Here is a 22,099-nt window from a genome sequence, read left to right as displayed (position 1 = left end):
TTTAAATTTAATACTGACTAATCATCACTTGAGAAGATAGAAAGTAATCTTAATAAGCTAATGAATAAGTTGTAAATTGACACATAAATACTCACTGTTGCACGAATGTAGTTTGTTTCGCCACCGTGAATAATATTGCTGGTTTCATAAAGGATTGTCATTGTTGAGAACACCACAAACAATGCACTGATCCCTACCGCTAATGCTGGAATTTGGAAGAAGAAACTTGCCACGATTCCTAACAATAACACGATAAATAATGAGAAAATTGCAGTAGAAAGGAAAGACATATCTTTCTTCGTTGTTAGCACATAAGCTGAACAAGCAAAGAAGACGATTGCTGTACCTGCGAAAGCAAGCATAATTAAGTCTTCCATTCCCCTCGCCACATACATGTTTAAAATTGGTCCAATGGTATACCCCATAAAACCAGTAAACGCGAATGCAGCCAAGATACCCCACGCACTATTTGCTAAACGGTTTGTCACGAAAAGTAAACCGTAGAAGCCCACAAGTAACACGATAAGATTTGGATAAGGCAAGTTTAAGCTCATAGAGATATAAGCAACAACTGCCGAAAATGCCATCGTTAATCCCAATAAGAAATAGGTGTTACGTAGCACTTTATGTGTGCTAAGTAGTGATTCTTCCTGTGAATTAACAACAATGCGAGATTGCATAAAAGCTCCTTATTTTACAAAGAATAAAGTTGATGAAACATCAATCCGTAAAATAAGGGCTATAGGTCAAAAAGTCAATGGTAAATCAAGAATTTGTTTTAATTTTTAAATTTAAGAAGGTAAAAGTGCGGTTGATTTTGGTATGATGAATACACTAGCCAGATTACAACCTCATGACTAAAAAATATATGTTGATAGAGTTACTGCATAAAGAGTTAATGGACTATCCTACAATCATTAATATAAATGATGAAATTTATTTTATTAATGAACTTAGAAAAGCCGACATAGATGACATAAGATCTAACACAGATAAGTTTATTTCTATATTAGAACAATTACAGATTTCACATCAAGACAACGGTATATTTGAGGTGAATATTGAAAACACTCATATTTTCTTCAATTTTGTTTTTTGGATTAGAGAAATCCAAAATAAACTTGAACTAAGTTTAGATAAATATACTGATGGTTTTGACACTAACTTTGATGGAAGTATAAAAATCTAAACAATGATATAAGTCATTCTGCTACAAAAAATAACCTATGCTATTTTCAATACTTTTCATAAAATAAAAATTAGTTATGAACTATAAAACTAAACTTACAAGAAATTTAGACTATATTTGGGTTTAAAGCTGGTTTACTCGGGAAGATTTCAGTATTTTGTAAAATTTTTATTATTTTGATTTATTTGAAAACAAAGGACACATATAAATCTTGCTCCCTTAAATTATCTAAATATTGTCTAGCCACCATAATACTTTCACTATGAACATTACCATCGTAATACCAGCTATCGTATGTATGTTCAAAATCATCACCTGATTTTCGATATATATCACCACCTAGAATAAGAAGATTTAAACCTTCCAGAATATCTAAAACCCTAATTGATAATTTTGTGGGAATAATGACAATACTTTCGCCCTGCTTAAACAAACTAAATCCATTATTTATGTAAATGTTAATCAATTCATTCATTATCATATATACTTAATTTGTTTTCTTAGTTAAAGCTAAGTTTTCTTTGCTAAGTGCGCAAGTCAAAATTAGCTCACCATTCCATTATGCAATAGTTAGAATCTAGCTTAATTTTGCCATATAACTTTATAATCAGAACCAAAAGTAATTTTCTTAACAGGTTTTTCAATGATAATTTCTTTATTCAAATCACCTGAATACTTACCCTTTGCTAATGTCTCAAACAAAACAATATTTAATTCATCATCATGAATTGTTATTTTGCTATCTGATATGCCCATTGCACTATTTCCTAACAAACCAGTTAAGTGAATTTTTCTATTCCCTTTCATTTCAGTAACGGAAATTTTAAAATTCCAAATATCATCAAATTTAATTTCATGATTAGCTAGCACAATATTAGATAGCAATAATCCCATCACACCTAATAAAATCACCTTGATTTTCATAATACACCTTTCCATACTGATAGAATGAACAAAAACTATTTGGAGTCTAAACTCACTGAGATTTATCTTTTCTATCGTTATAACAATTCGAAAGCATATACTACATTAATAACCCGTATCGAATCACCAACTTTCATGAAATTAATCTTATCAAGATATTGTTTATATCCACATCCCTAAAATTTAGATTATAATAACTACTCTTTTATTCCACATCATGGACATTATATGAACAGCAAAAAATCTTATCTCGCTATTTTTGGCATCATTCTTGCAGTTGGATTGATGGCATCAGCGTTTATCTTAGGTAATCAATTTAAAAATTTACGCCAGACCGGCTCTATTTCAGTTAAGGGCTTGGCAGAAAGCCATTACACCTCAACACAAGGAACATGGGTTATTCGTGTAAGCGGTTGGGGTCCAACATATAATGATGCAATGGCAGCGAATCAGAAAAACTTGAATGAAGCCGTTCGTTTCCTTAAAGCACAAGGTTTCGCTGATGAAAATCGAGAAATCACAGAATTAGATGTTTCTACTCATACTGACTATTATGAAAATGAAAAAGGTGAAACCAAAAGTAGAGACAATGGCTTTGATGCATCAAGAGCAATCAGAATTTCAACCAAAGAACTGACTAAGTTACAAAAAGCACTCACCAATATTCACCAATTAGTTGCCAACAACCAAGACATTAGTTTTGGTGATCCAAACTATTACTTAGAAAATCTTGAACAAATTAAACGTGAATTAATTTCAAAAGCCACACAAGATGCACATGTTCGTGCTGAAGAGTTTGCGAAAACCAGTAATGTAAAAGTTGGCGTATTAAAATCCGCTTCACAAGGGCCATTCTACATTCAAGCGCCAAATCCTGATGCCGATGACTCTAGCGATTACACTGGTAGCTACGACACTAGCACTATTGAGAAAAAAGCGCGCTTAGTCGTCACTATTGAATATGCCATTGAATAATTGTTTAATATAACCAAACATCTATAAGAACAAAGTGCGGTCAATTTCATCATTAAATTCGACCGCACTTTCTTTTAACAAGGAATAAGCTATGCAACTCCCTACTCTACAATCCGCAAAATTAATTCGCCGCTATAAACGCTTTTTAACTGATATTGAATTACCAAATGGCGAAGTCATCACCATTCATTGTGCAAATACTGGTGCAATGACTGGCTGTGGTGAAAAAGGTGATACCGTTTGGTACTCTCATTCTGATAGCCAAACTCGCAAATATCCACACAGTTGGGAATTAACGCAATTAGCAAATGGCCAACTTGTTTGCATTAATACGCACAGATCCAACCAGTTAGTTTTTGAAGCCTTGCAAAATAAACAAATCAAAGAACTCGCTATGTATGATGAAATTTATCCTGAAGTGAAATATGGTGAAGAAAATAGCCGTATCGACTTCTTACTTAAAGGTGAAGGCTTGACAGATTGTTATGTTGAAGTGAAATCCATCACCTTTGTAAAAGGCACATTAGGAATGTTTCCCGATGCCGTTACCACTCGTGGACAAAAACATGTTCGTGAGCTTTTAGCCATGAAAAAACAAGGACATCGCGCCGTTGTTCTCTTTGCCGGATTACATGATGGCTTCGATCGTTTTAAAATCGCTGAGTTTGTAGATCCTGAATATGATCGCCTTTTAAAAGACGCAAAATCTCAGGGCGTTGAAGCTTATGCTTATGCGGGAAAATTTGACATTTCAGATGGAATTCCGACCGCACTTTCTCTCACAGAAAGTGTACCTTACATCGATTAAAAAATAATTGAGAATTATTTGCATTTTGTTGTTGACAAGGTATTTGATAATAGTTATCATCTAGCCATTCCAAAAACAAACAGATAATCACTCCAACTTCACGCCTATTTCCCCACAAATAGGCGTTTTTTTTCATCTCAATCTTTTCATTTCAGCCATATTCTCTATAATGTAGCCTTTAATATTAAAATAACATTAGGAAATAGAATGACTGATATTAATACCGTTCTCGCAGAACTAAAACGCGGTACTGATGAGATTCTTTCTGAAGCGGATTTAATCGAAAAACTAAAAGAAAATCGCCCACTTAAAATTAAACTTGGTGCAGACCCTACTGCTCCGGATATTCACTTAGGGCATACCGTGGTATTAAACAAACTTCGTCAATTCCAACAATTAGGCCACGAAGTCTATTTCTTAATCGGTGATTTCACGGGTATGGTCGGTGACCCATCTGGTAAAAATACCACTCGCCCACCGCTTAGCCGCGAAGATGTGCTTCGCAATGCGGAAACCTATAAAGAACAGATTTACAAAATTCTAGACCCACAAAAAACGAAAATCGTATTCAACTCTGAATGGTTGGGTAAATTGGGTACTGAAGGGATGATCCGTTTAGCAAGTAACTACACCGTAGCGCGTATGCTAGAACGTGATGACTTCAAAAAACGTTTTGGTAACAATCAACCTATCGCAATTCACGAATTTATTTATCCTTTATTACAAGGCCATGACTCTGTTGCTTTAGAAGCAGACGTGGAACTTGGTGGTACAGACCAAAAATTTAACTTACTTGTTGGTCGCGAGTTACAAAAATCAGCCGGTCAGAAACCACAGGTAGCGATTACGCTTCCATTACTTGTTGGTTTAGACGGTGAGAAGAAAATGTCTAAATCATTAGGCAACTACATCGGCGTGACAGATGCACCAAGCGATATGTTCGGTAAAATCATGTCGATCTCGGATGACTTAATGTGGGATTGGTACAACTTACTTTCTTTCCGTCCACTCACTGAAATTGCTGAATTAAAAGCAGAAGTAGCAAATGGTAAAAACCCACGTGATGTGAAGATTTTATTAGCGAAAGAGATCATCGCACGTTTCCACGATGAAGCAGCGGCAGAGGCGGCTGAACAAGAATTTATTAACCGTTTCCAAAAAGGTGCAATGCCGGATGAAATGCCTGAATTCACCTTTGAAGGCGAAATTGGTTTAGCCACCTTATTAAAAGAAGCAGGACTGGTTCCTTCTACTTCTGAAGCGATTCGCTCAGCGAAGCAAGGTGGTGTGAAAATCAATGGCGAAAAAGTCGAAGACATGAAAGCCAATGCACCAAAAGGCACGAATGTTTACCAAGTCGGTAAACGTAAGTTTGCACGCGTAACCATCGCATAAAACACCTATGAAAATGACCGCTCTTTTTAAGTGCGGTTATTTTTTAACTGATATCCACAATAGAGGGAAAATAATATGAGCCAAAAAATCTGGGTAACAGGCGATGCGGTTGTCGATCTTATTCCTGACGGTGAAAATCATTATTTACGTTGTGCCGGTGGCGCCCCTGCAAATGTGGCTGTTGGCGTAGCACGTTTAGGTAGTCCAAGTGCCTTTATTGGTCGCGTAGGTAACGATCCCCTTGGCCAATTTATGCAAGACACCTTAAATGCGGAAAATGTGAATACACAACATATGATTTTAGATCCGCAACATCGCACCTCTACGGTTGTGGTTGGTTTAGATAATGGCGAACGCAGCTTTACCTTTATGGTAAACCCAAGTGCGGATCAGTTCTTACAAGCAAGCGATTTACCACCTTTCCAACAAGGTGAATGGCTACATTGCTGCTCTATTGCGCTGATTAATAATCCATCTCGCGAAGCCACCTTTGAAGCAATTCGTCGTATTAAAGCTGCTGGTGGTTTCTTCTCTTTTGATCCAAATCTACGTGAATCACTTTGGTCAAGCTTAGAAGAAATGAAAACCGTGGTCATGGAAGCCGTTGCATTGGCTGACGTATTAAAATTCTCTGAAGAAGAATTAACGCTTTTGACTAATACTGACAGCCTTGAAAAAGCCTTTGAAAAAGTGACCGCACTTTATCCTGAAAAATTGATTATCGTGACTTTAGGTAAAGATGGTGCACTCTATCACTTAGAAGGTAAGAAAGATGTGATTTCTGGAAAAGCCTTACAACCTGTTGATACAACGGGTGCTGGCGATGCTTTCGTTGGTGGCCTACTTGCTGGACTTTCACAGCATTCAAACTGGAAAGAAAATGATGTGCTTGTGCAAATTATCCGTCAAGCCAATGCTTGTGGTGCCCTTGCTACAACAGCAAAAGGGGCGATGTCTGCGCTACCCAATAAAGCACAATTAGCAGCCTTCCTAGCCAACTAAGGAGCAAAGGTGCAAATTATTGCACCTTTTGACCCAATCACATTAACGAGGCACGATCACGATGATTATTTTCAATAATGGCAAATACAAAAGCATCCTAGCCGCAGAAAAAGGCGAGCTCGCAGAAATTGCTGAAACCGTGCAAAAAGACAACGATTTTCGACCGCACTTTCATATTGCCCCACCAACCGGCTTAATGAATGATCCGAATGGTTTGATCTTTGATGGTGAAAAGTATCATCTGTTCTACCAATGGTTTCCATTCGATGCAATTCACGGGATGAAACATTGGAAGCATTTAATCACGAAAGACTTCCAACATTATCAATCAGCAGATGATCTGATTCCTTGCGAGCTTTTTGAGTCTCACGGCTGTTATTCTGGTGGCGCTTTGAAAGTTGGTGACAAATTGGCCATGTTCTATACCGGCAATACTCGTCGACCAAGTGATAATCAACGCGTGCCTTATCAAAATTTAGCAATTTTCAATCTTAATGGAAAATTGCTTAGCAAACGTCCGTTAATTGAAAATGCGCCTGAAGGTTATACAGAGCATGTTCGTGATCCTAAACCGTATTTTACTGAAGACGGAAAAATCCGTTTTATCTGTGGTGCACAGCGAGAAAACCTCACGGGAACAGCCATTATTTTTGAAATGGACAATCTTGAAGATACGCCTCGTTTATTAGGTGAGCTTTCCTTGCCTGCTTTTGATAATAAAAACGTGTTTATGTGGGAATGCCCTGATCTATTGAAGCTCCGTGATAAAGATGTGTTTATTTGGTCGCCACAAGGTAAAGATCGAGAAGCTCATCAATTCCAAAATAATTATCATGCGACTTATGCTGTGGGTAAATTAACGGATTTAAGCTTTGAAGCAGAATATATCGGCGAATTAGATCAGGGTTTTGATTTCTACGCACCACAAACGTTTGGTGGCTTAGATAATCAAACTTGTGCTGTGCTTTTCGGTTGGATTGGTTTGCCTGATTTAACTTACCCAACAGATAAATTTAAATGGCATTCTGCTTTAACCTTGCCAAGAGAATTGCGCTTAGAAGGGACAAAAATTTATCAACGTCCGATTGCTAAAATATGCGAAAATCTGACCGCACTTTCAGCGTTTCATCTCAATGGAAAAGCGGATATTGCTAATTTAGATCGTGCGTATCTTAAATTTGAGGTAAATAACCAAGCCTTTGACTTAACCTTCTTCCAAAATGAAAAAGGACAATCACTGCATCTATCTTACGAAAATGGTTTGATTTGCTTAGATCGCAGTCAAAGCGAACAAACCGAATTAATGGAGAAATTCGATACGAAACGTTTCTGCGAAATTGAAAATTTGCAGACCGTTGAAATCTTCTTTGATCGCTCAATTATTGAAATTTTCTTGAATCACGGTGAAAAAGCGATGACATCAAGATTTTTCATTGAGAACAGAGAGAATACAATAACCAGCAATCGCCCGTTAGATTTAATGATCGGTTATTTACCGGCTATTCAATATATTTAAAAGGTTTTTATGAAACAAACTCATTTCAATTTATACAAGATGAGCAAAAATGTCCTTTTTGCTTTAACGGCTTTTTCATTAATCGCCTGTACGACAACACCAAGTGAACCGCCAAAAAATACAGAACATTGGGCAACGCTAATCAGCAAACAGGAAAATTTATATCAGATTGATAATAAATTTTACCGTAGTGAGCAATTAGAGCCGCAATCTGAAACATTATTAAATAAGTTGAATATTCACACAATTGTGAATTTACGCTTTTTTGACCGTAATGATGATAAACAAGCATTTGGTCATACTAAGATCAACTTGATTAATACCCCATTACTGACTTGGTCAATTAGTCCAGATGAAGTGGCTGATATTCTGTGGCAAATCAAACAACACCAAAAAAATGGTGCGGTTTTAGTGCATTGTTATCATGGCGCTGACAGAACTGGCTTAATTGTTGCAAGCTACCGTGTGATTTATCAAAATTGGGATCTCAATGAAGCCAAACGTGAAATGCAACAAGGCCCTTACGGCTATCATTCTGTTTGGAAAAATATTGATAATTTCTTCACGCAAGAAAATATGGCTAAGATCAAAGCTGAATTAGATAAACGTTCTAACGCAACAAAATAAAATATGAAAGTGCGGTTAAAATTAACCGCACTTTTATTTCCAACTACGCTCTTTTATTAAAATTAATGACTATGTTTGTTCAACAACAAAACTCAACACCATCCAATATTGTGGCGTTCAATTTTCTATTGATTGCCTTTTTAACGGGAATTGCCTCTGCGTTTCAAACACCGACCTTGAGTTTATATCTCTCTCAAGAGATTCAAGTTTCACCTTTTTTTGTGGGCTTGTTCTATTCAGTCAATGCCATTATTGGCATTATCTTGAGCCAAATTCTCGCAAAATATTCTGATAAGCAAGATGACCGTCGCAAAGTGATGATTGTTTGCTGTTTAATTGCTGTGCTTGGCTGTCTGATTTTTGCTTATAGCCGAAATTATTATGTGTTAATTATTATCGGCACAACGCTATTAGGGCTAGGTTCATCCGCTAATCCGCAATCTTTTGCTTTAGCGCGAGAATATGCTGAAAGTAGTCATCGTGAAGCGGTGATGTTCACCACAATTATGCGAACTCAAATCTCATTGGCTTGGATTGTTGGGCCACCGCTTTCTTTTTTCATTGCGTTAAACTGGGGCTTTGATTACATGTATTTGGTGGCAGGTTCTGCCTTTTTACTGTGTGCAGGTGTCAGCAAATTATTGCCGAAAATTCCTCGTCAAAGTGCGGTTAAAAATCAAGAGGTTTTAGACAATACGCCACCAAGAAAAAGTGTGATTTACTTGTTCATCGCTAACCTATTACTTTGGACATGTAACAGCATGTATCTCATTAATATGCCATTATTTGTGATTAATGAATTACATTTAGACAAAGAACTGGCAGGAACATTAATGGGGACGGCTGCAGGCTTGGAAATTCCTGTGATGATTTTGGCGGGCTATCTCACCAAATATTTCAGTAAAAAACGCTTGATGATGATTGCTTTAATTTCAGGCCTCGCCTTCTATTCAAGTTTATTATTCGCAGAGCAAACTTGGCAGCTTATCGGATTACAAATGCTTAATGCGATTTTTATCGGTATTACGGCTACGATTGGCATGGTGTATTTCCAAGACTTAATGCCGACTAAAATGGGCACTGCCACCACCTTATTTAGTAATGCAGCAAAAAGCAGTTGGATTATCGGAGGACCTATTGCGGGTATTATTGCGGAAATTTGGCATTACAACTCTGTTTTTTATATCGCTGTGGCACTAATTTTTATCAGCGTAGGCTGTATGTGGAAAGTCAAATCAGTTTGATTAACATAAAAAAGAGCGGTCAATTTTGACCGCTCTTTTTACTTTATATTATCGCCATGCTTTGAATTGATTAATCAATCCATTGGTTGAGCTATCATGGCTTGTCACTTTCTCTTTGTCAGCCAATTCAGGAAGAATTCGATTCGCTAATTGTTTACCTAATTCCACGCCCCATTGGTCGAAACTAAAGATATTAAAAATCACACCTTGTGCAAAAATTTTGTGTTCATACATCGCAATTAATGCACCAAGAACAAATGGTGTAATTTTTTGCACTAAAATAGAGTTGGTCGGTTTGTTACCGGTAAAGACTTTAAATGGCACAATATCTTTTACCTCATCCAACGACTTACCGGCTTTCACAAACTCTGCTTCAACTTCTTCTTTGGTTTTACCGAAAGCAAGTGCTTCAGTTTGTGCAAAGAAGTTTGATAACAATTTGCTATGATGGTCACCTAATGGATTATGACTTTGTGCTGGTGCGATAAAGTCACAAGGAATTAACATCGTACCTTGGTGAATCAATTGGTAGAACGCATGTTGACCGTTTGTACCTGGTTCCCCCCAAATAATTGGGCCGGTTTGATAATCACGAATAACATTGCCATTACGATCGACATATTTACCGTTTGATTCCATGTTACCTTGTTGGAAATAAGCCGCAAAACGGTGTAAATATTGGTCATAAGGTAAAATTGCTTCAGTTTGCGCACCAAGGAAGTTGGTATTCCATAAACCGACTAACGCTAATGTCGCTGGGATATTTTTTTCTAATGGTGCAGTACGGAAATGTTTATCCATTTCATGCGCACCACTTAATAGTGCTTCAAAATTATCAAAGCCGATTGAAAGTGCGATAGAAAGACCGATTGCAGACCATAAAGAATAACGGCCACCAACCCAATCCCAGAACTCAAACATGTTGTTTGTATCAATTCCAAATTCTGCTACGGCTTTACCATTGGTTGAAAGTGCGGCGAAGTGTTTTGCCACTGAGCTGTTATCTTTCGCTGCAGCTAATAACCAATCACGCGCAGAATTCGCATTGGTCATAGTTTCTTGTGTGGTAAAGGTTTTAGATGCGACTAAGAAAAGTGTGGTTTCAGGATTTACTTTTTTCAACGTTTCAGCGATATGTGTACCATCTACGTTTGAAACAAAGTGCATATTCAAGTGATTTTTATAAGGACGAAGCGCTTCGGTCACCATATAAGGGCCTAAGTCCGAACCACCGATACCGATATTCACCACATCAGTAATTGCTTTTCCGGTATAACCTTTCCACTCACCTGAAATCACACGCTCACAGAAAGCACTCATTTTTGCTAATACTGCATTCACTTCCGGCATTACATCTTTGCCATCTACATAGACAGGCGTATTTGAACGGTTACGAAGTGCGGTATGTAATACGGCACGATTTTCTGTACGATTAATTTTCTCGCCTGTAAACATAGCATTAATTGCTTCATCTAATGCAGACTCTTTGGCTAATTGACGAAGCAATTTGAGGGTTTCTTGGTTAATTTTATTTTTTGAAAAATCCACTAAGATTTGATTTTCAAAACTTAAAGAATAATCGTTAAAACGATTTTGTTCTTGTTTGAACAAATCAGCAATCGTGGTATTAGCCAGCTGAGATTTATGAGCTTCAAGTGCTTTCCAAGCTTGTGTATTGGTTGGGTTGATGTTTTTCATGAATATTTCCTTTAAAAAATTGAATTCTTTACATTTTTGCTTTCTTACAAAAACAATTAATCGACATATTCTGTTATAACACGCGGCGTTAATTTTGTAATCAATTCATAGCTTAAAATACCACTGTATTTAGCTACCGTTTCAATTGGTAATTCCTTACCCCATAAGATCACTTCATCACCGACTTTATCTTGGCTATCTGGACCTAAATCCACCGTCAGCATATCCATTGAGACGCGACCGACAATAGGAACAATTCGACCATTTAGATAAACTGGCGTACCTTCTGGCACATCACGCGGATATCCATCACCGTAACCAATAGCGACGACACCAATTTTGGTATCTTTCGGACTGGTCCAAATACCACCATAGCCAACAGGTTCACCTTTTTTATGTTCACGTACAGCAAGCAAAGATGACGTTAAATTCATCACAGGAGTTAAACCAAATTCAGCACCGACAGTATCCGTTGGTGAAATACCGTACATAATAATCCCTGGGCGAATACAATCTAAATGGGCTTCTGGCCAGAATAAAATCCCGCCTGATGCAGCAATGGTTCGCTCTCCTGCTTTATCTTTTGTCGCTTGAAGGAAACGATCGAGCTGAACTTGAGTATAATCTGAATCTAACTCATCAGCACGGCTAAAATGACTCACAAAACCTAAGTGCGGTTGAATTTGAGGAAGTTTTTTCAGCTCTTGATAAAAATAATCCACTTCATCAAGTGACACACCTAAACGGTGCATACCGGTATCAATTTTTAACCAGACTTTAATTGGACTTGGTACTACAGCTCGTTTTAATGCTTCAAGCTGTTCACGGTTATGAACCACTGTTTCAATGTTATTTACCGCAATAATCGGTAAGTCTTTTTCATCAAAAAAGCCTTCTAGCAATAAGATCGGTTTAATAATACCGTTGGAGCGTAAAGATAACGCCTCTTCCAAACGTGCTACAGCAAAACAATCCACCATACTTTCTAAAGCGGATGAGACAAATACCACACCGTGACCATATGCGTTTGCTTTTACCACGGCAATAATTTTGCTGTGTGGTGCTTTTTCTTTAATAACTTGTAAATTATGTTTTAGGGCAAGCGAACTGATTTTCGCTGTTGCCGGTTTTACGTTCATTTTTCTAATCCGTTATCTCTTGCCTAATAATCATCTCTGTATTCACGCTGTTCGGCAAGGTTATCAAAGCGTGAGAATTGACCGTTAAATGCTAAACGTACACGACCAATCGGACCGTTACGTTGTTTACCGATAATGATTTCAGCAACACCTTTATCTTCAGAATTATCGTTATACACTTCGTCACGATAAATGAACATAATCAAGTCAGCATCCTGCTCAATAGAGCCTGATTCACGCAAGTCTGAGTTTACTGGACGTTTATCTGCACGTTGTTCCAAAGTACGGTTAAGCTGGGAAAGAGCTACAACGGGGACTTCTAATTCTTTCGCTAAGGCTTTTAAAGAACGTGAAATCTCAGCAATCTCTAAGGTTCGGTTATCTGAGAATGCCGGTGCACGCATTAACTGAAGGTAATCCACCATAATCATGCTCAAACCATTGTTTTCGCGGTACACACGACGTGCTCGAGAGCGCAATTCTGTTGGGGTTAAACCTGAAGAATCATCGATATAAAGGTTATTTTTTTGCTTAAACATCCCAAACACGCTGGCAATTTTGCTCCATTCCGTTTCATCCAAATTTTGACCAGTACGAATTTTGGTTTGGTCCACGCGAGCAAGAGAGGCAATCATACGCATCATGATTTGTTCCGCAGGCATCTCTAAACTGAATACCAACACAGGCTTATCACTTGCCATGGCGGCATTTTCACAAAGGTTCATCGCAAACGTGGTTTTACCCATAGAAGGACGTGCAGCGACAATGATGAGGTCTGAAGGCTGTAAACCTGCTGTTTTCTTATCTAAGTCAACAAAGCCCGTTGTGACCCCTGTCACACCGCTATGATTTTCAAGCTTACTTAAGGTGTCAATTCGAGCAATAGTACTTTCCAACACGCTGATCACATTTTGTGGTCCTTCAGTTGAAGAACTGCGTTTTTCAGCAATAGCAAACACTTCTCTCTCGGCTTCATCCAACACCATTTTGATGTCTTTGCCTTTCGGAGAATAGCTGTTTTCTGCGATACGATTTCCCACAGCAATAAGCTCACGCAAAATCGCTTTTTCACGCACGATTTCAGCATAAGCCAAAATATTAATGGCATTTGGCGTATTATTAGAAAGATCCGCTAAATAAGCAAAACCGCCTACAGAATCACTAATACCTTTCGCTTTAAGGGCTTGATCAAGGGTGATTAAATCAATCGGTGTTTGGTTGCGCATTAATTCTTCCATGGTTTGGAAGATTGCTTTATGCGCAAAAGTATAAAAATCCTCAGCAATCACTCTTTCTGCAATACCATCCCAATGTTGATTACTCAACATAATGCCGCCAAGTACGGCTTGTTCAGCTTCAGTGGAATGAGGCGGGATGCTAACTTGTTCAGTTTTCTGATCTGGAGATTGGATTTGTCTTTGTGATGCCATAAGGATTTCAATTTAAACTAAAAACTGTGCTTATGATACCGCAAATACGAGGTGGTTTTAAGAAAAAAGTGTGGTCAATATTTTCAATATTTTAGATATAAAAAAACGGTGGAAAAATCCACCGCTCTTTTTTATTCATGAATGTTGATTATTCAACAGTTAAAGTTCGACAAACGTTAGTTGTACCTTCTGACTCATCACCCTGTGTTAATAAAACAACATCACCAGAAACTAAATAACCTTTTTCTTTTAATAGGTTAATCGCTGCTTTTGCGCCCGCAGAGCTACGAGATTCACCATCAAAATGAACTGGTGTCACACCGCGGTATAATGCACAACGGTTTAATGTTTCTTGAACACGAGAAAGTGCAAAGATTGGTAAACCTGAGCTGATACGTGACATTAATAATGGTGTACGACCAGAGTGGCTTAATGTAATGATTGCAGCGATACCGTTTAAGTGGTTTGCAGCGTACATTGCTGACATCGCTACAGATTCTTCAATATCTCTGAACTCACGATCTAAACGGTGTTTAGAAACATTGATGCTTGGCATTTTTTCTGCACCTAAACATACGCGAGCCATTGTCGCCACAGTCTCAGCTGGATATTGCCCTGCTGCAGTTTCTGCTGAAAGCATTACCGCGTCAGTACCATCCAATACCGCATTTGCCACGTCCATAACTTCTGCACGAGTAGGCATTGGGTTGCTGATCATTGACTCCATCATTTGAGTTGCAGTAATAACCGCACGGTTTAATTGACGTGAACGACGAATTAATTTTTTCTGTACGCCAACTAATTCTGGGTCACCAATCTCAACACCTAAGTCACCACGCGCAACCATGATGACATCAGAAGCAAGGATGATATCATCCATTGCTGCTTCATCAACAACAGTTTCAGCACGTTCAACTTTAGCAACGATTTTCGCGTCTAAACCTGCTTGTTTTGCTAATTCACGCGCATAGTTTAAATCTGCACTTGAACGAGGGAAAGATACAGCTAAGTAATCTACACCGATACGTGCAGCTGTGATGATATCTGCTTTATCTTTTTCAGTTAATGCATCTGCAGATAAACCACCGCCTAATTTGTTGATCCCTTTATTGTTTGATAATGGACCACCAACTGTCACTTCAGTAAATACTTTTGCACCATCAGTAGAAAGGACTTTTAATTGAACACGGCCATCATCTAATAAAAGAATATCGCCAGGAACAACATCTTGTGGAAGAGTTTTATAGTCTAGACCAACAGCTTCTTGATTACCCTCACCTTTTGGTAATTCCGCATCAAGAATAAATTTATCGCCAACATTTAAGAAAATTTTGCCATCTTTAAAAGTAGAAACACGAATTTTAGGGCCTTGTAAGTCACCTAAAATTGCCACGGTTTTACCTAATTTTTTCGCAATTGAACGAACACGCTCAGCACGGCCGATATGATCGTCTGGTGTACCGTGAGAAAAGTTCATACGCACAACATTAGCGCCTGCTGCGATAATTTTTTCAAGATTGTTATCGCGGTCTGTTGCAGGACCCATTGTACATACAATCTTCGTTCTTCTTAATTTTTTAGACATTATCTAAACTCCACAAATAGTTACAATTTAAAAAAGCTTTTTTAATTTCGGCTCATCCGAGATAAAAACCGTCGCGCATTATACGCTTAAACCACCGCAAAATCAAAACAAGCACTGAGAGTTTTTGCAACAAATTTTGGTTATTTTTTTAGCAGCTAAATTTAACTTAAAACAAATCCCCTTGTTTTCATCATTAAAACTGTTTATCATCTGCCACATCTTTTACGCGACTATAGCTCAGTTGGTTAGAGCACCACCTTGACATGGTGGGGGTCACTGGTTCGAGTCCAGCTAGTCGCACCACCTATCAAAGCCAGTAAATTTCTACTGGCTTTTTCTTTTCCTAAAATTCATTTCAAAAATCAATTACTTATATATAATCAACTTAATCATTCACCAAAATTTCAAACCTCAAATATTGCCAACTTTTAGCTATTTTTGTATATTTCTTGTCGTTAATTACGCCAAAATTACGCCTTATTTGGTCTAATTACACCAAAGCGAGCAGATATAAATAGTTACTGTTGAAAACATGACGGTTAGTACGAAAATACCGTATGTATGTGTGATTGCTGATGACGCCTCTGTAGAACCTCTCATCAAGGATGGAATAACTGAACTACAAGATATTTCAGTACTTGGTAAAGTCTTTTGGCATTCTGTCTTATTTTATAGGAACTAACACTTGGTATGGTGAAGTCATAACTCATGTATGACGTAAATAGCTAAGGATATTGATATGGTAAAAAAATTTGAAGATGTGAAACAATCTATTATTGAAGCGCAATTAGCTTCCATAACTAGCGATAAAATGATTAGTGAAATAACGAGCGGAATGAGTAATGTTATTTCAGCGCATGATATTATCAAGCGCTTAGGAATTACACCAGATGAATTTCAAGAATTAGTCAACTTACCTAATCACTATTTACGAAACACCGGTGGCACATTCGGGGAAACTCTTTATAAATCATCAAGATTATTTGATTCACATATTGAATTGATTAATAGAGACTTGGAAGGTAAAAGCACTTTCCCTAAGCCTGATTTTTACATCTTAGGGAAAGCTAGATGGAAAAAAGAAACCTTTAAAAAGTGGTTAGAAGAACAACACCAATAAAAGAAAAGGCAAGCTAAAAGCTTACCTTTCCTGAACCGCAAAAAAAAACGATTCTCACACTTTACAAAGCGATCCGGCTCCTATGTCCGGGGCTTCGGGTCCATTGCCAGTTCGAGTATTATTACACTAAATAAAATTTGAGTAAAGAAAAAAATATGCTTTCTAAACAAATTATAAGTATTTCAGAAAGTCGGTTGACCGCATATCTATTTTGTTTCTACCAAAACGATAAAACTAAACAGAAAGAAGCGATTGCTGTATATACTGCATTACAACATCGTACTGGAATTTACTTTTCTTTAATACAAGAGATTGAAGTTGCGTTACGAAATGAAATCAGTGAATTGCTTCGTAATATTGCGCCTAATAATGACTTATACAAATTTTTCCATTACTTAGCACAGGATAGCAGCGCCCCTTTAACTGCCGAATCAAAACGTCAGTTACAAAAAGCGATCAACGAATGCAGTAAAAGAAAATATAACGAAAATGACATTATTTCACATATTACTTTTGGTTTTTGGGTCAATCTCTTTGACTATGATCCAAAAAGGAATAAACACGTTGCCTATTGGCAAAAAGTGCTAAAACCTATTTTTAACCATAGATTTAGCAATTTTAAAGAGTTATATAATACATTGAAGCAAGTAATGCGATTTCGTAACAGACTGTATCATCAGGAAATTATATGGAATAAGCGCATCGCAAAAAAACCCAGACACGCTTTGGATAATTTAGAAAAAACCTATAAAAAATTTGAAACCACACTACAAAAAATTGCGCCTGAAAGGTTTATCTTTCGTCAGCTTTCACAAGCTCTAATTTGGCAACGAGATATTTTCTTTGACCAACAAATATTTGATGCTGAAATAACTGTACTCCCTAGACATATCTAAACCGCTACTATGGCGGTTTCCTTTTATTAGATTTCATCACTAATTTCAAGAAATCATTTTCTGATAGTGTTCTTATGCTATAATCTTTAGAGCTCTTTTACTTCCTTATTGCTTAATACTTTCCAATCTAATCGGCTCTTATTTAAATATCTTTGATAAGTAATATATCTTTTTTAGATGCGCCATTAGCCACATCACAAACAAAAGAAGTCACTTTTATTGTTTACTGTTTACAATGACTACGCCAAAATTACGCCAGAATCATATTATCCAACTGATTTATAACAAAATTTAACTGCCAGCTAGTCGCACCATATTACAATCCCAAGCTTTTTAGCTTGGGATTTTTCTTTTTATCCCCTGTTTAATTTGAATAAATTTTTTCTGAATAAAGCATACATACAAATGAAAATAATTTGTATTGATTAACGTAAACGTTTTCGCTATACTTGCGGCTCTTTTATTATCTATCGGGTTATATATCGGAAAACAATTATGAAATTTAAATTAAGCCTTATTTCAACCGCACTTTTGGCGAGTTTCTCCGCTTCTACTTTTGCAGAAACTGAACAAGCCGCAAATACAAACACCGAAGTGCTTGAGCAAATCAATGTTCAAGATACGGGGATTAAACAAAATGGTTATCAAACAACCGGGACATCCGTTGTATCGAAAGCTGAAGTACCTGTATTCGACACACCAAACACAGTAAATATTCTTTCAACCAAACTATTGGAAGATCGCAAACCTGAATCACTCATTGATGCGCTTTATAATGTCAGTGGTGTAAGTCAAGCGAATACATTAGGTGGTATGTTTGACTCTATTCAGAAACGTGGTTTTGGTGGAAACCGTGACAACTCGATTATGCGTAACGGTTTACAAGCTGGCCCAGCTAAAAACTTTAGCGCGACAACTGAAACCGTTGAAGTTTTAAAAGGGCCTGCATCTGTGCTTTATGGTATTCAAGATCCAGGTGGCGTGGTCAATATCATTACTAAAAAACCACAACAAACACCTCGTTATGTCATTGGTGGGACCTTAGGTAATCATAGCCTATGGGGAACACAATTGGACTTCACCGGCGGTTTAGGAAATGGTTTCGCTTACCGCTTTATCTATGATAAACAAGAAAAAGACTACTGGCGTAATTTTGGCAAAGTGAAAAACACGACTTACGCACCCTCTCTTTCTTGGGAAAATGATAAAACTAAAGTGCTTCTTTCTTATGAACACAAAGATATTCTTGAGCCATTTGATCGTGGTACTAATCTTTTAACTGCAACTAATGCATTACCGGATATTCCAGTATCGCGTCGTTTAGATGAACCAAATAATGAAACAACCGCAAAAACCGATAACATTGATTTCAAAATTGAGCACAAATTAAGTGATGGTTGGAAATTAAATGCGGGTTATAGCTACGCTCGTTACAAATATTTCTACGATCAAGCTCGTATTACAAATGTTAACGTTAAAACACGTACAGCCCGCCGTGCAATTGAACAGCAACAAGGCGATCAACGCGTTCATAGCGGTACATTAAATATCGTTGGTGAATTTGGTATTGGTAATATCGCTAACCGCTTTGTAGCGGGTATTGATGCAATGCGTAATATTCGTGATCTTGGACCGATTTATAACAAAGGTATTACAAATTCTGATATCAATATTGATAATCCAAACTATACTAGCCCTGTTGCGGAACATAAAAATGGTAACGGCAACGCCTACCAATATAACTATCTCAAAACTGTTGGTGTTTATATTCAAGATACCGCCTACTTAACAGATAACTTTATCATGACGGGTGGTTTACGTTATGAGTACTTTGATCAATTTGCAGGACGTCATTGCTTAAATGCAGCAAACTGTAAAAAAGGTCAAAATCTAACAAAAACCGGAAATACCAATCAGCACGATGGTAAATTATTGTATCAATTAGGTGCCGTATATAAATTTACGCCACATATTGCGACCTTTGCAAACTACTCTGAGTCTTTCCGTCCACAAATGAGTGTGGCAACACCTGTTAGCGGCGATTTAAAACCAGAACAAGGTAAATCTTTTGAAATTGGTGCAAAATACGAAAACTCAGGTTTCAATGCAACACTAGCATTATTCAATATCAGCAAACGTAATGTAGCTGAGGCTGTTGGTTCTGGTTCAAATGCGCAATTGAATATCGTCGGCAAACAACGTTCTCGTGGTGTGGAATTCGATCTTAATGGTCAAATTACGGATAGTCTAAGCGTAGCGGCTAACTATACCTACACCAAGGTAAAATCACTTGAAAATGAACTTTATCCTGATGCGGTAAATCAACAACTTTCTGGTGTACCAAAACATCAAGCTTCTCTATTCTTAGCTTATAACGTAGGTGAATTTGATTTTGGTAACATCCGTGTTGGTGGTGGTGCTCGTTATTTAGGTTCTTGGCATGCTTATAACAGTGATTACACAAAAGCATACAAATTACCTCATGCCATGGTATATGATGCCTTTATTGCTTACGATACCAAAATCTCTGGCAAGAAAGTGTCTTTCCAACTTAACGGTAAAAACTTAGCAGATAAAACTTACTATCCATCCACCTCTGGTAACGCAACAAACACGTTAATCCCTGTTGCATTAGGTTATGGACGTGAATTTATCTTCAACACGAAAGTTGAGTTTTAATTGAGCGCACAATACGAGGGCGAATCATTTCGCCCTTTTTTCGTTTTTTACTTTATGGATAATCAATGAATTGGCAAACTGAACTTAACTCAAGTTTAAGCTGGATTTTGACCGCACTTTTCTGGGTGATTGTGTGCTTTAGCGTGACGACACTGGTACTCAAACAAACCACATTCGGTCAGAAGTTTTGGCATATTGCATCCCCTTCGATTAATCGCCGTAACAGCATCAAAATCATCGTTATGCTACTGGTGTTGTTTACCATGATTTTGTTAGAAGTGCGTTTCAGCGTACTCAACTCTTTTTTCTATAACGGGCTTTATAGCTCAATGCAGGAATTAGATACGGATAAGTTTTGGTTCTTTGCAAAACTGAATGCCCTCTTAGTATTGGTACAAGTTATCCACTCCATCGCCGATTATTTCTTGCAACAAGTATTTGAAATCCGTTGGTTGGAAAGCTTGAATAAAGTCCTTGTTAAACGATGGTTAGAAAATAAAAAATACTATCGCCTCAAATACGAAAAAGATCTGCCCGATAATATTGATCAACGTATTGAACAAGATGCACGTGAATTTATCAGTAGTACCGTTAAAATTGTGCGGGGAATGATTAATTCGATTCTGACTACCATTGAATTTACCATCATTCTTTGGTCACTTTCTGGTGTGTTGAGTCTTTTCGGCTTGAATATCGAAAAAGGTGTTGTTTTCTTTATTTATGCCTTTATTATCCTCGCAACGTTAATGTCCGTTTGGATTGGTCACCCTTTAATCAAGCTGAATTTTAATAAAGAAAAACTCAATGGTGACTACCGTTATTCTTTAATTCGAGTGCGAGATAATGCGGAAAGTATTGCATTCTATCAAGGTGAACAACAAGAACAGCATTTACTGAAAAACAAATTTGCCGAAATTATTCATAACCGTTGGGCAATTGTGTTGAGAATGTTGGGATTAGACGGCTTTAATGGAAGTGTCACGCGCGTTGCAAAACTCTTACCGTTAATGCTGCAAGCGCCTCGTTTTTTCACCGGACAAATCAAATTGGGCGATATGCACCAAACTGTGCAAGCATTTAACCGATTAATGACCGCACTTTCCTTCTTCCGTTTGTTCTATGAAGAATTTACGCTCTACCAAGCGCGTTTAAATCGTCTTTATGGTTTTATGACTAAGTTGGATGAATTAGATCATTTAGAAATTCATCAACCCATGAAATGTTCTAACCGTGTTGCATTATCAAATTTTGGTATTAAAGATGAGCAAGGCAGATTGTTGCTTAATAACTTAAATATTGAATTAAAAAATGGTGATGCTTTATTAATTCAAGGTCCATCTGGCACAGGGAAAACATCGCTATTAAAAGCAATGGCGGGAATTTATCCTTTTGAGACAGTGGGTCTGGTAGAACATCCTTGTGTGACCAGTTTATTCTTACCACAATGTCCTTATATGCCACAAGGCACGTTACGTGAAGCGATTTGCTATCCAGATATTGATCCTTATCATCCTGAATTGGAAAAAACACTCGCGGATTGCTGTTTGGATAAATACCTTCATAGTCTTGATATAGATAACGATTGGCAATCAATTTTGTCACCAGGTGAATTACAGCGTGTGGCATTTATTCGGATTTTACTGACGAAGCCTGAAGTGGTCTTTTTAGATGAAACCACATCAGCACTTGATGAGCCAACAGAATACCTCCTTTATAAAACAATTAAAGAGCGGTTACCCAATATGATCATTCTAAGTGTCGGCCATCGTGGTACATTACATCAATTCCATAACAAACAATTGGATTTGGCAGTCTGCATCGTCTAAATAACAAAAGGCTAAATTATATTTAGCCTTTTCTTTTTACTACGCC

At 37.4% G+C, this 22,099-nt stretch carries 19 protein-coding genes and 1 tRNA gene; 13 read left to right on the top strand and 7 right to left on the bottom strand.

The window, feature by feature from the left end; genetic code table 11:
• Positions 1-17 precede the first annotated feature (17 nt).
• Positions 18-680, bottom strand: a complete 663-nt coding sequence (locus INQ00_RS07065) for a Bax inhibitor-1/YccA family protein (RefSeq protein ID WP_005699490.1) — start codon at positions 678-680, stop codon at positions 18-20.
• A 188-nt stretch (positions 681-868) separates the two neighbouring features.
• Here INQ00_RS07065 and INQ00_RS07060 point away from each other — a divergent pair, with 188 nt between their 5' ends.
• The gene (locus INQ00_RS07060) at positions 869-1,189 is read left to right on the top strand and encodes a hypothetical protein (RefSeq protein ID WP_197546615.1); all 321 of its coding nucleotides are present in this window, start codon (positions 869-871) and stop codon (positions 1,187-1,189) included.
• Between the two features lie 181 nt (positions 1,190-1,370).
• Here the strand turns inward: INQ00_RS07060 and imm40 are convergent, their stop codons facing one another.
• Together imm40 and INQ00_RS07050 are read right to left on the bottom strand one after the other, a co-directional pair.
• On the bottom strand, positions 1,371-1,664 hold the full coding sequence (imm40, locus tag INQ00_RS07055; protein WP_197546614.1) for an Imm40 family immunity protein: 294 nt from the start codon (positions 1,662-1,664) through the stop codon (positions 1,371-1,373).
• Positions 1,665-1,771: 107 nt separating this feature from the next.
• The gene (locus INQ00_RS07050; protein WP_197546613.1) at positions 1,772-2,113 is read right to left on the bottom strand and encodes a hypothetical protein; all 342 of its coding nucleotides are present in this window, start codon (positions 2,111-2,113) and stop codon (positions 1,772-1,774) included.
• Between the two features lie 228 nt (positions 2,114-2,341).
• Here INQ00_RS07050 and INQ00_RS07045 point away from each other — a divergent pair, with 228 nt between their 5' ends.
• The 7 genes from INQ00_RS07045 (at position 2,342) to INQ00_RS07015 (ending at position 9,680) form a co-directional block, all read left to right on the top strand.
• Positions 2,342-3,088, top strand: coding sequence for an SIMPL domain-containing protein (locus INQ00_RS07045; protein WP_049366926.1), 747 nt, complete (start codon positions 2,342-2,344; stop codon positions 3,086-3,088).
• A gap of 91 nt (positions 3,089-3,179) precedes the next feature.
• Complete coding sequence (gene sfsA / locus INQ00_RS07040; RefSeq protein WP_197546612.1) at positions 3,180-3,896, top strand: DNA/RNA nuclease SfsA; 717 nt, start codon at positions 3,180-3,182, stop codon at positions 3,894-3,896.
• A 207-nt stretch (positions 3,897-4,103) separates the two neighbouring features.
• Positions 4,104-5,291, top strand: a complete 1,188-nt coding sequence (gene tyrS / locus INQ00_RS07035) for a tyrosine--tRNA ligase (RefSeq protein ID WP_197541968.1) — start codon at positions 4,104-4,106, stop codon at positions 5,289-5,291.
• Between the two features lie 75 nt (positions 5,292-5,366).
• Entirely contained in the window at positions 5,367-6,293 is a 927-nt protein-coding gene (gene cscK, locus INQ00_RS07030; RefSeq protein WP_197546611.1) for a fructokinase, read from the top strand.
• Between the two features lie 61 nt (positions 6,294-6,354).
• Positions 6,355-7,809 carry a glycoside hydrolase family 32 protein gene (locus tag INQ00_RS07025; RefSeq protein WP_197546610.1) on the top strand — a complete coding sequence of 485 codons (1,455 nt, stop codon included), beginning with the start codon at positions 6,355-6,357 and terminating at the stop codon, positions 7,807-7,809.
• 9 nt (positions 7,810-7,818) lie between these two features.
• Positions 7,819-8,436 carry a dual specificity protein phosphatase family protein gene (locus INQ00_RS07020; protein ID WP_197546609.1) on the top strand — a complete coding sequence of 206 codons (618 nt, stop codon included), beginning with the start codon at positions 7,819-7,821 and terminating at the stop codon, positions 8,434-8,436.
• Between the two features lie 71 nt (positions 8,437-8,507).
• Positions 8,508-9,680, top strand: a complete 1,173-nt coding sequence (locus tag INQ00_RS07015) for an MFS transporter (protein ID WP_197547512.1) — start codon at positions 8,508-8,510, stop codon at positions 9,678-9,680.
• 48 nt (positions 9,681-9,728) lie between these two features.
• On the opposite strand, the gene pgi is transcribed toward INQ00_RS07015, so the two are convergent.
• The 4 genes from pgi to pyk all read right to left on the bottom strand — a co-directional run bounded on the left by pgi (position 9,729) and on the right by pyk (position 15,532).
• Positions 9,729-11,378, bottom strand: coding sequence for a glucose-6-phosphate isomerase (pgi, locus tag INQ00_RS07010; protein ID WP_197546608.1), 1,650 nt, complete (start codon positions 11,376-11,378; stop codon positions 9,729-9,731).
• A gap of 56 nt (positions 11,379-11,434) precedes the next feature.
• A complete protein-coding gene (gene alr, locus INQ00_RS07005; protein ID WP_049369041.1) occupies positions 11,435-12,517 on the bottom strand; it encodes an alanine racemase in 1,083 nt (360 codons plus the stop codon).
• Between the two features lie 23 nt (positions 12,518-12,540).
• Positions 12,541-13,947: a replicative DNA helicase gene (locus INQ00_RS07000; RefSeq protein ID WP_065244803.1), complete on the bottom strand. Its 1,407-nt coding sequence runs from the start codon at positions 13,945-13,947 to the stop codon at positions 12,541-12,543.
• A gap of 148 nt (positions 13,948-14,095) precedes the next feature.
• Complete coding sequence (pyk, locus tag INQ00_RS06995; protein ID WP_197546607.1) at positions 14,096-15,532, bottom strand: pyruvate kinase; 1,437 nt, start codon at positions 15,530-15,532, stop codon at positions 14,096-14,098.
• A 226-nt stretch (positions 15,533-15,758) separates the two neighbouring features.
• On the opposite strand from pyk, the gene INQ00_RS06990 reads away from it, so the two are divergent.
• From INQ00_RS06990 to INQ00_RS06970, 5 genes are all read left to right on the top strand, one after another.
• Positions 15,759-15,835, top strand: a tRNA-Val gene (locus INQ00_RS06990).
• Positions 15,836-16,271: 436 nt separating this feature from the next.
• On the top strand, positions 16,272-16,652 hold the full coding sequence (locus INQ00_RS06985) for a hypothetical protein (RefSeq protein ID WP_197546606.1): 381 nt from the start codon (positions 16,272-16,274) through the stop codon (positions 16,650-16,652).
• A gap of 137 nt (positions 16,653-16,789) precedes the next feature.
• On the top strand, positions 16,790-17,548 hold the full coding sequence (locus INQ00_RS06980; RefSeq protein ID WP_232086598.1) for an Abi family protein: 759 nt from the start codon (positions 16,790-16,792) through the stop codon (positions 17,546-17,548).
• Positions 17,549-18,043: 495 nt separating this feature from the next.
• Positions 18,044-20,227 carry a TonB-dependent siderophore receptor gene (locus tag INQ00_RS06975; RefSeq protein WP_197546605.1) on the top strand — a complete coding sequence of 728 codons (2,184 nt, stop codon included), beginning with the start codon at positions 18,044-18,046 and terminating at the stop codon, positions 20,225-20,227.
• A gap of 65 nt (positions 20,228-20,292) precedes the next feature.
• The gene (locus tag INQ00_RS06970; protein ID WP_197546604.1) at positions 20,293-22,053 is read left to right on the top strand and encodes an ABC transporter ATP-binding protein/permease; all 1,761 of its coding nucleotides are present in this window, start codon (positions 20,293-20,295) and stop codon (positions 22,051-22,053) included.
• Positions 22,054-22,099 lie beyond the last annotated feature (46 nt).

Origin of the sequence: Haemophilus parainfluenzae, assembly GCF_014931275.1 — a bacterium.
Classification (GTDB): Bacteria; Pseudomonadota; Gammaproteobacteria; order Enterobacterales; family Pasteurellaceae; genus Haemophilus_D.
The sequence above is the reverse complement of the archived record's forward strand: the minus strand, read 5'-3'. Positions and strand labels throughout refer to the sequence as shown.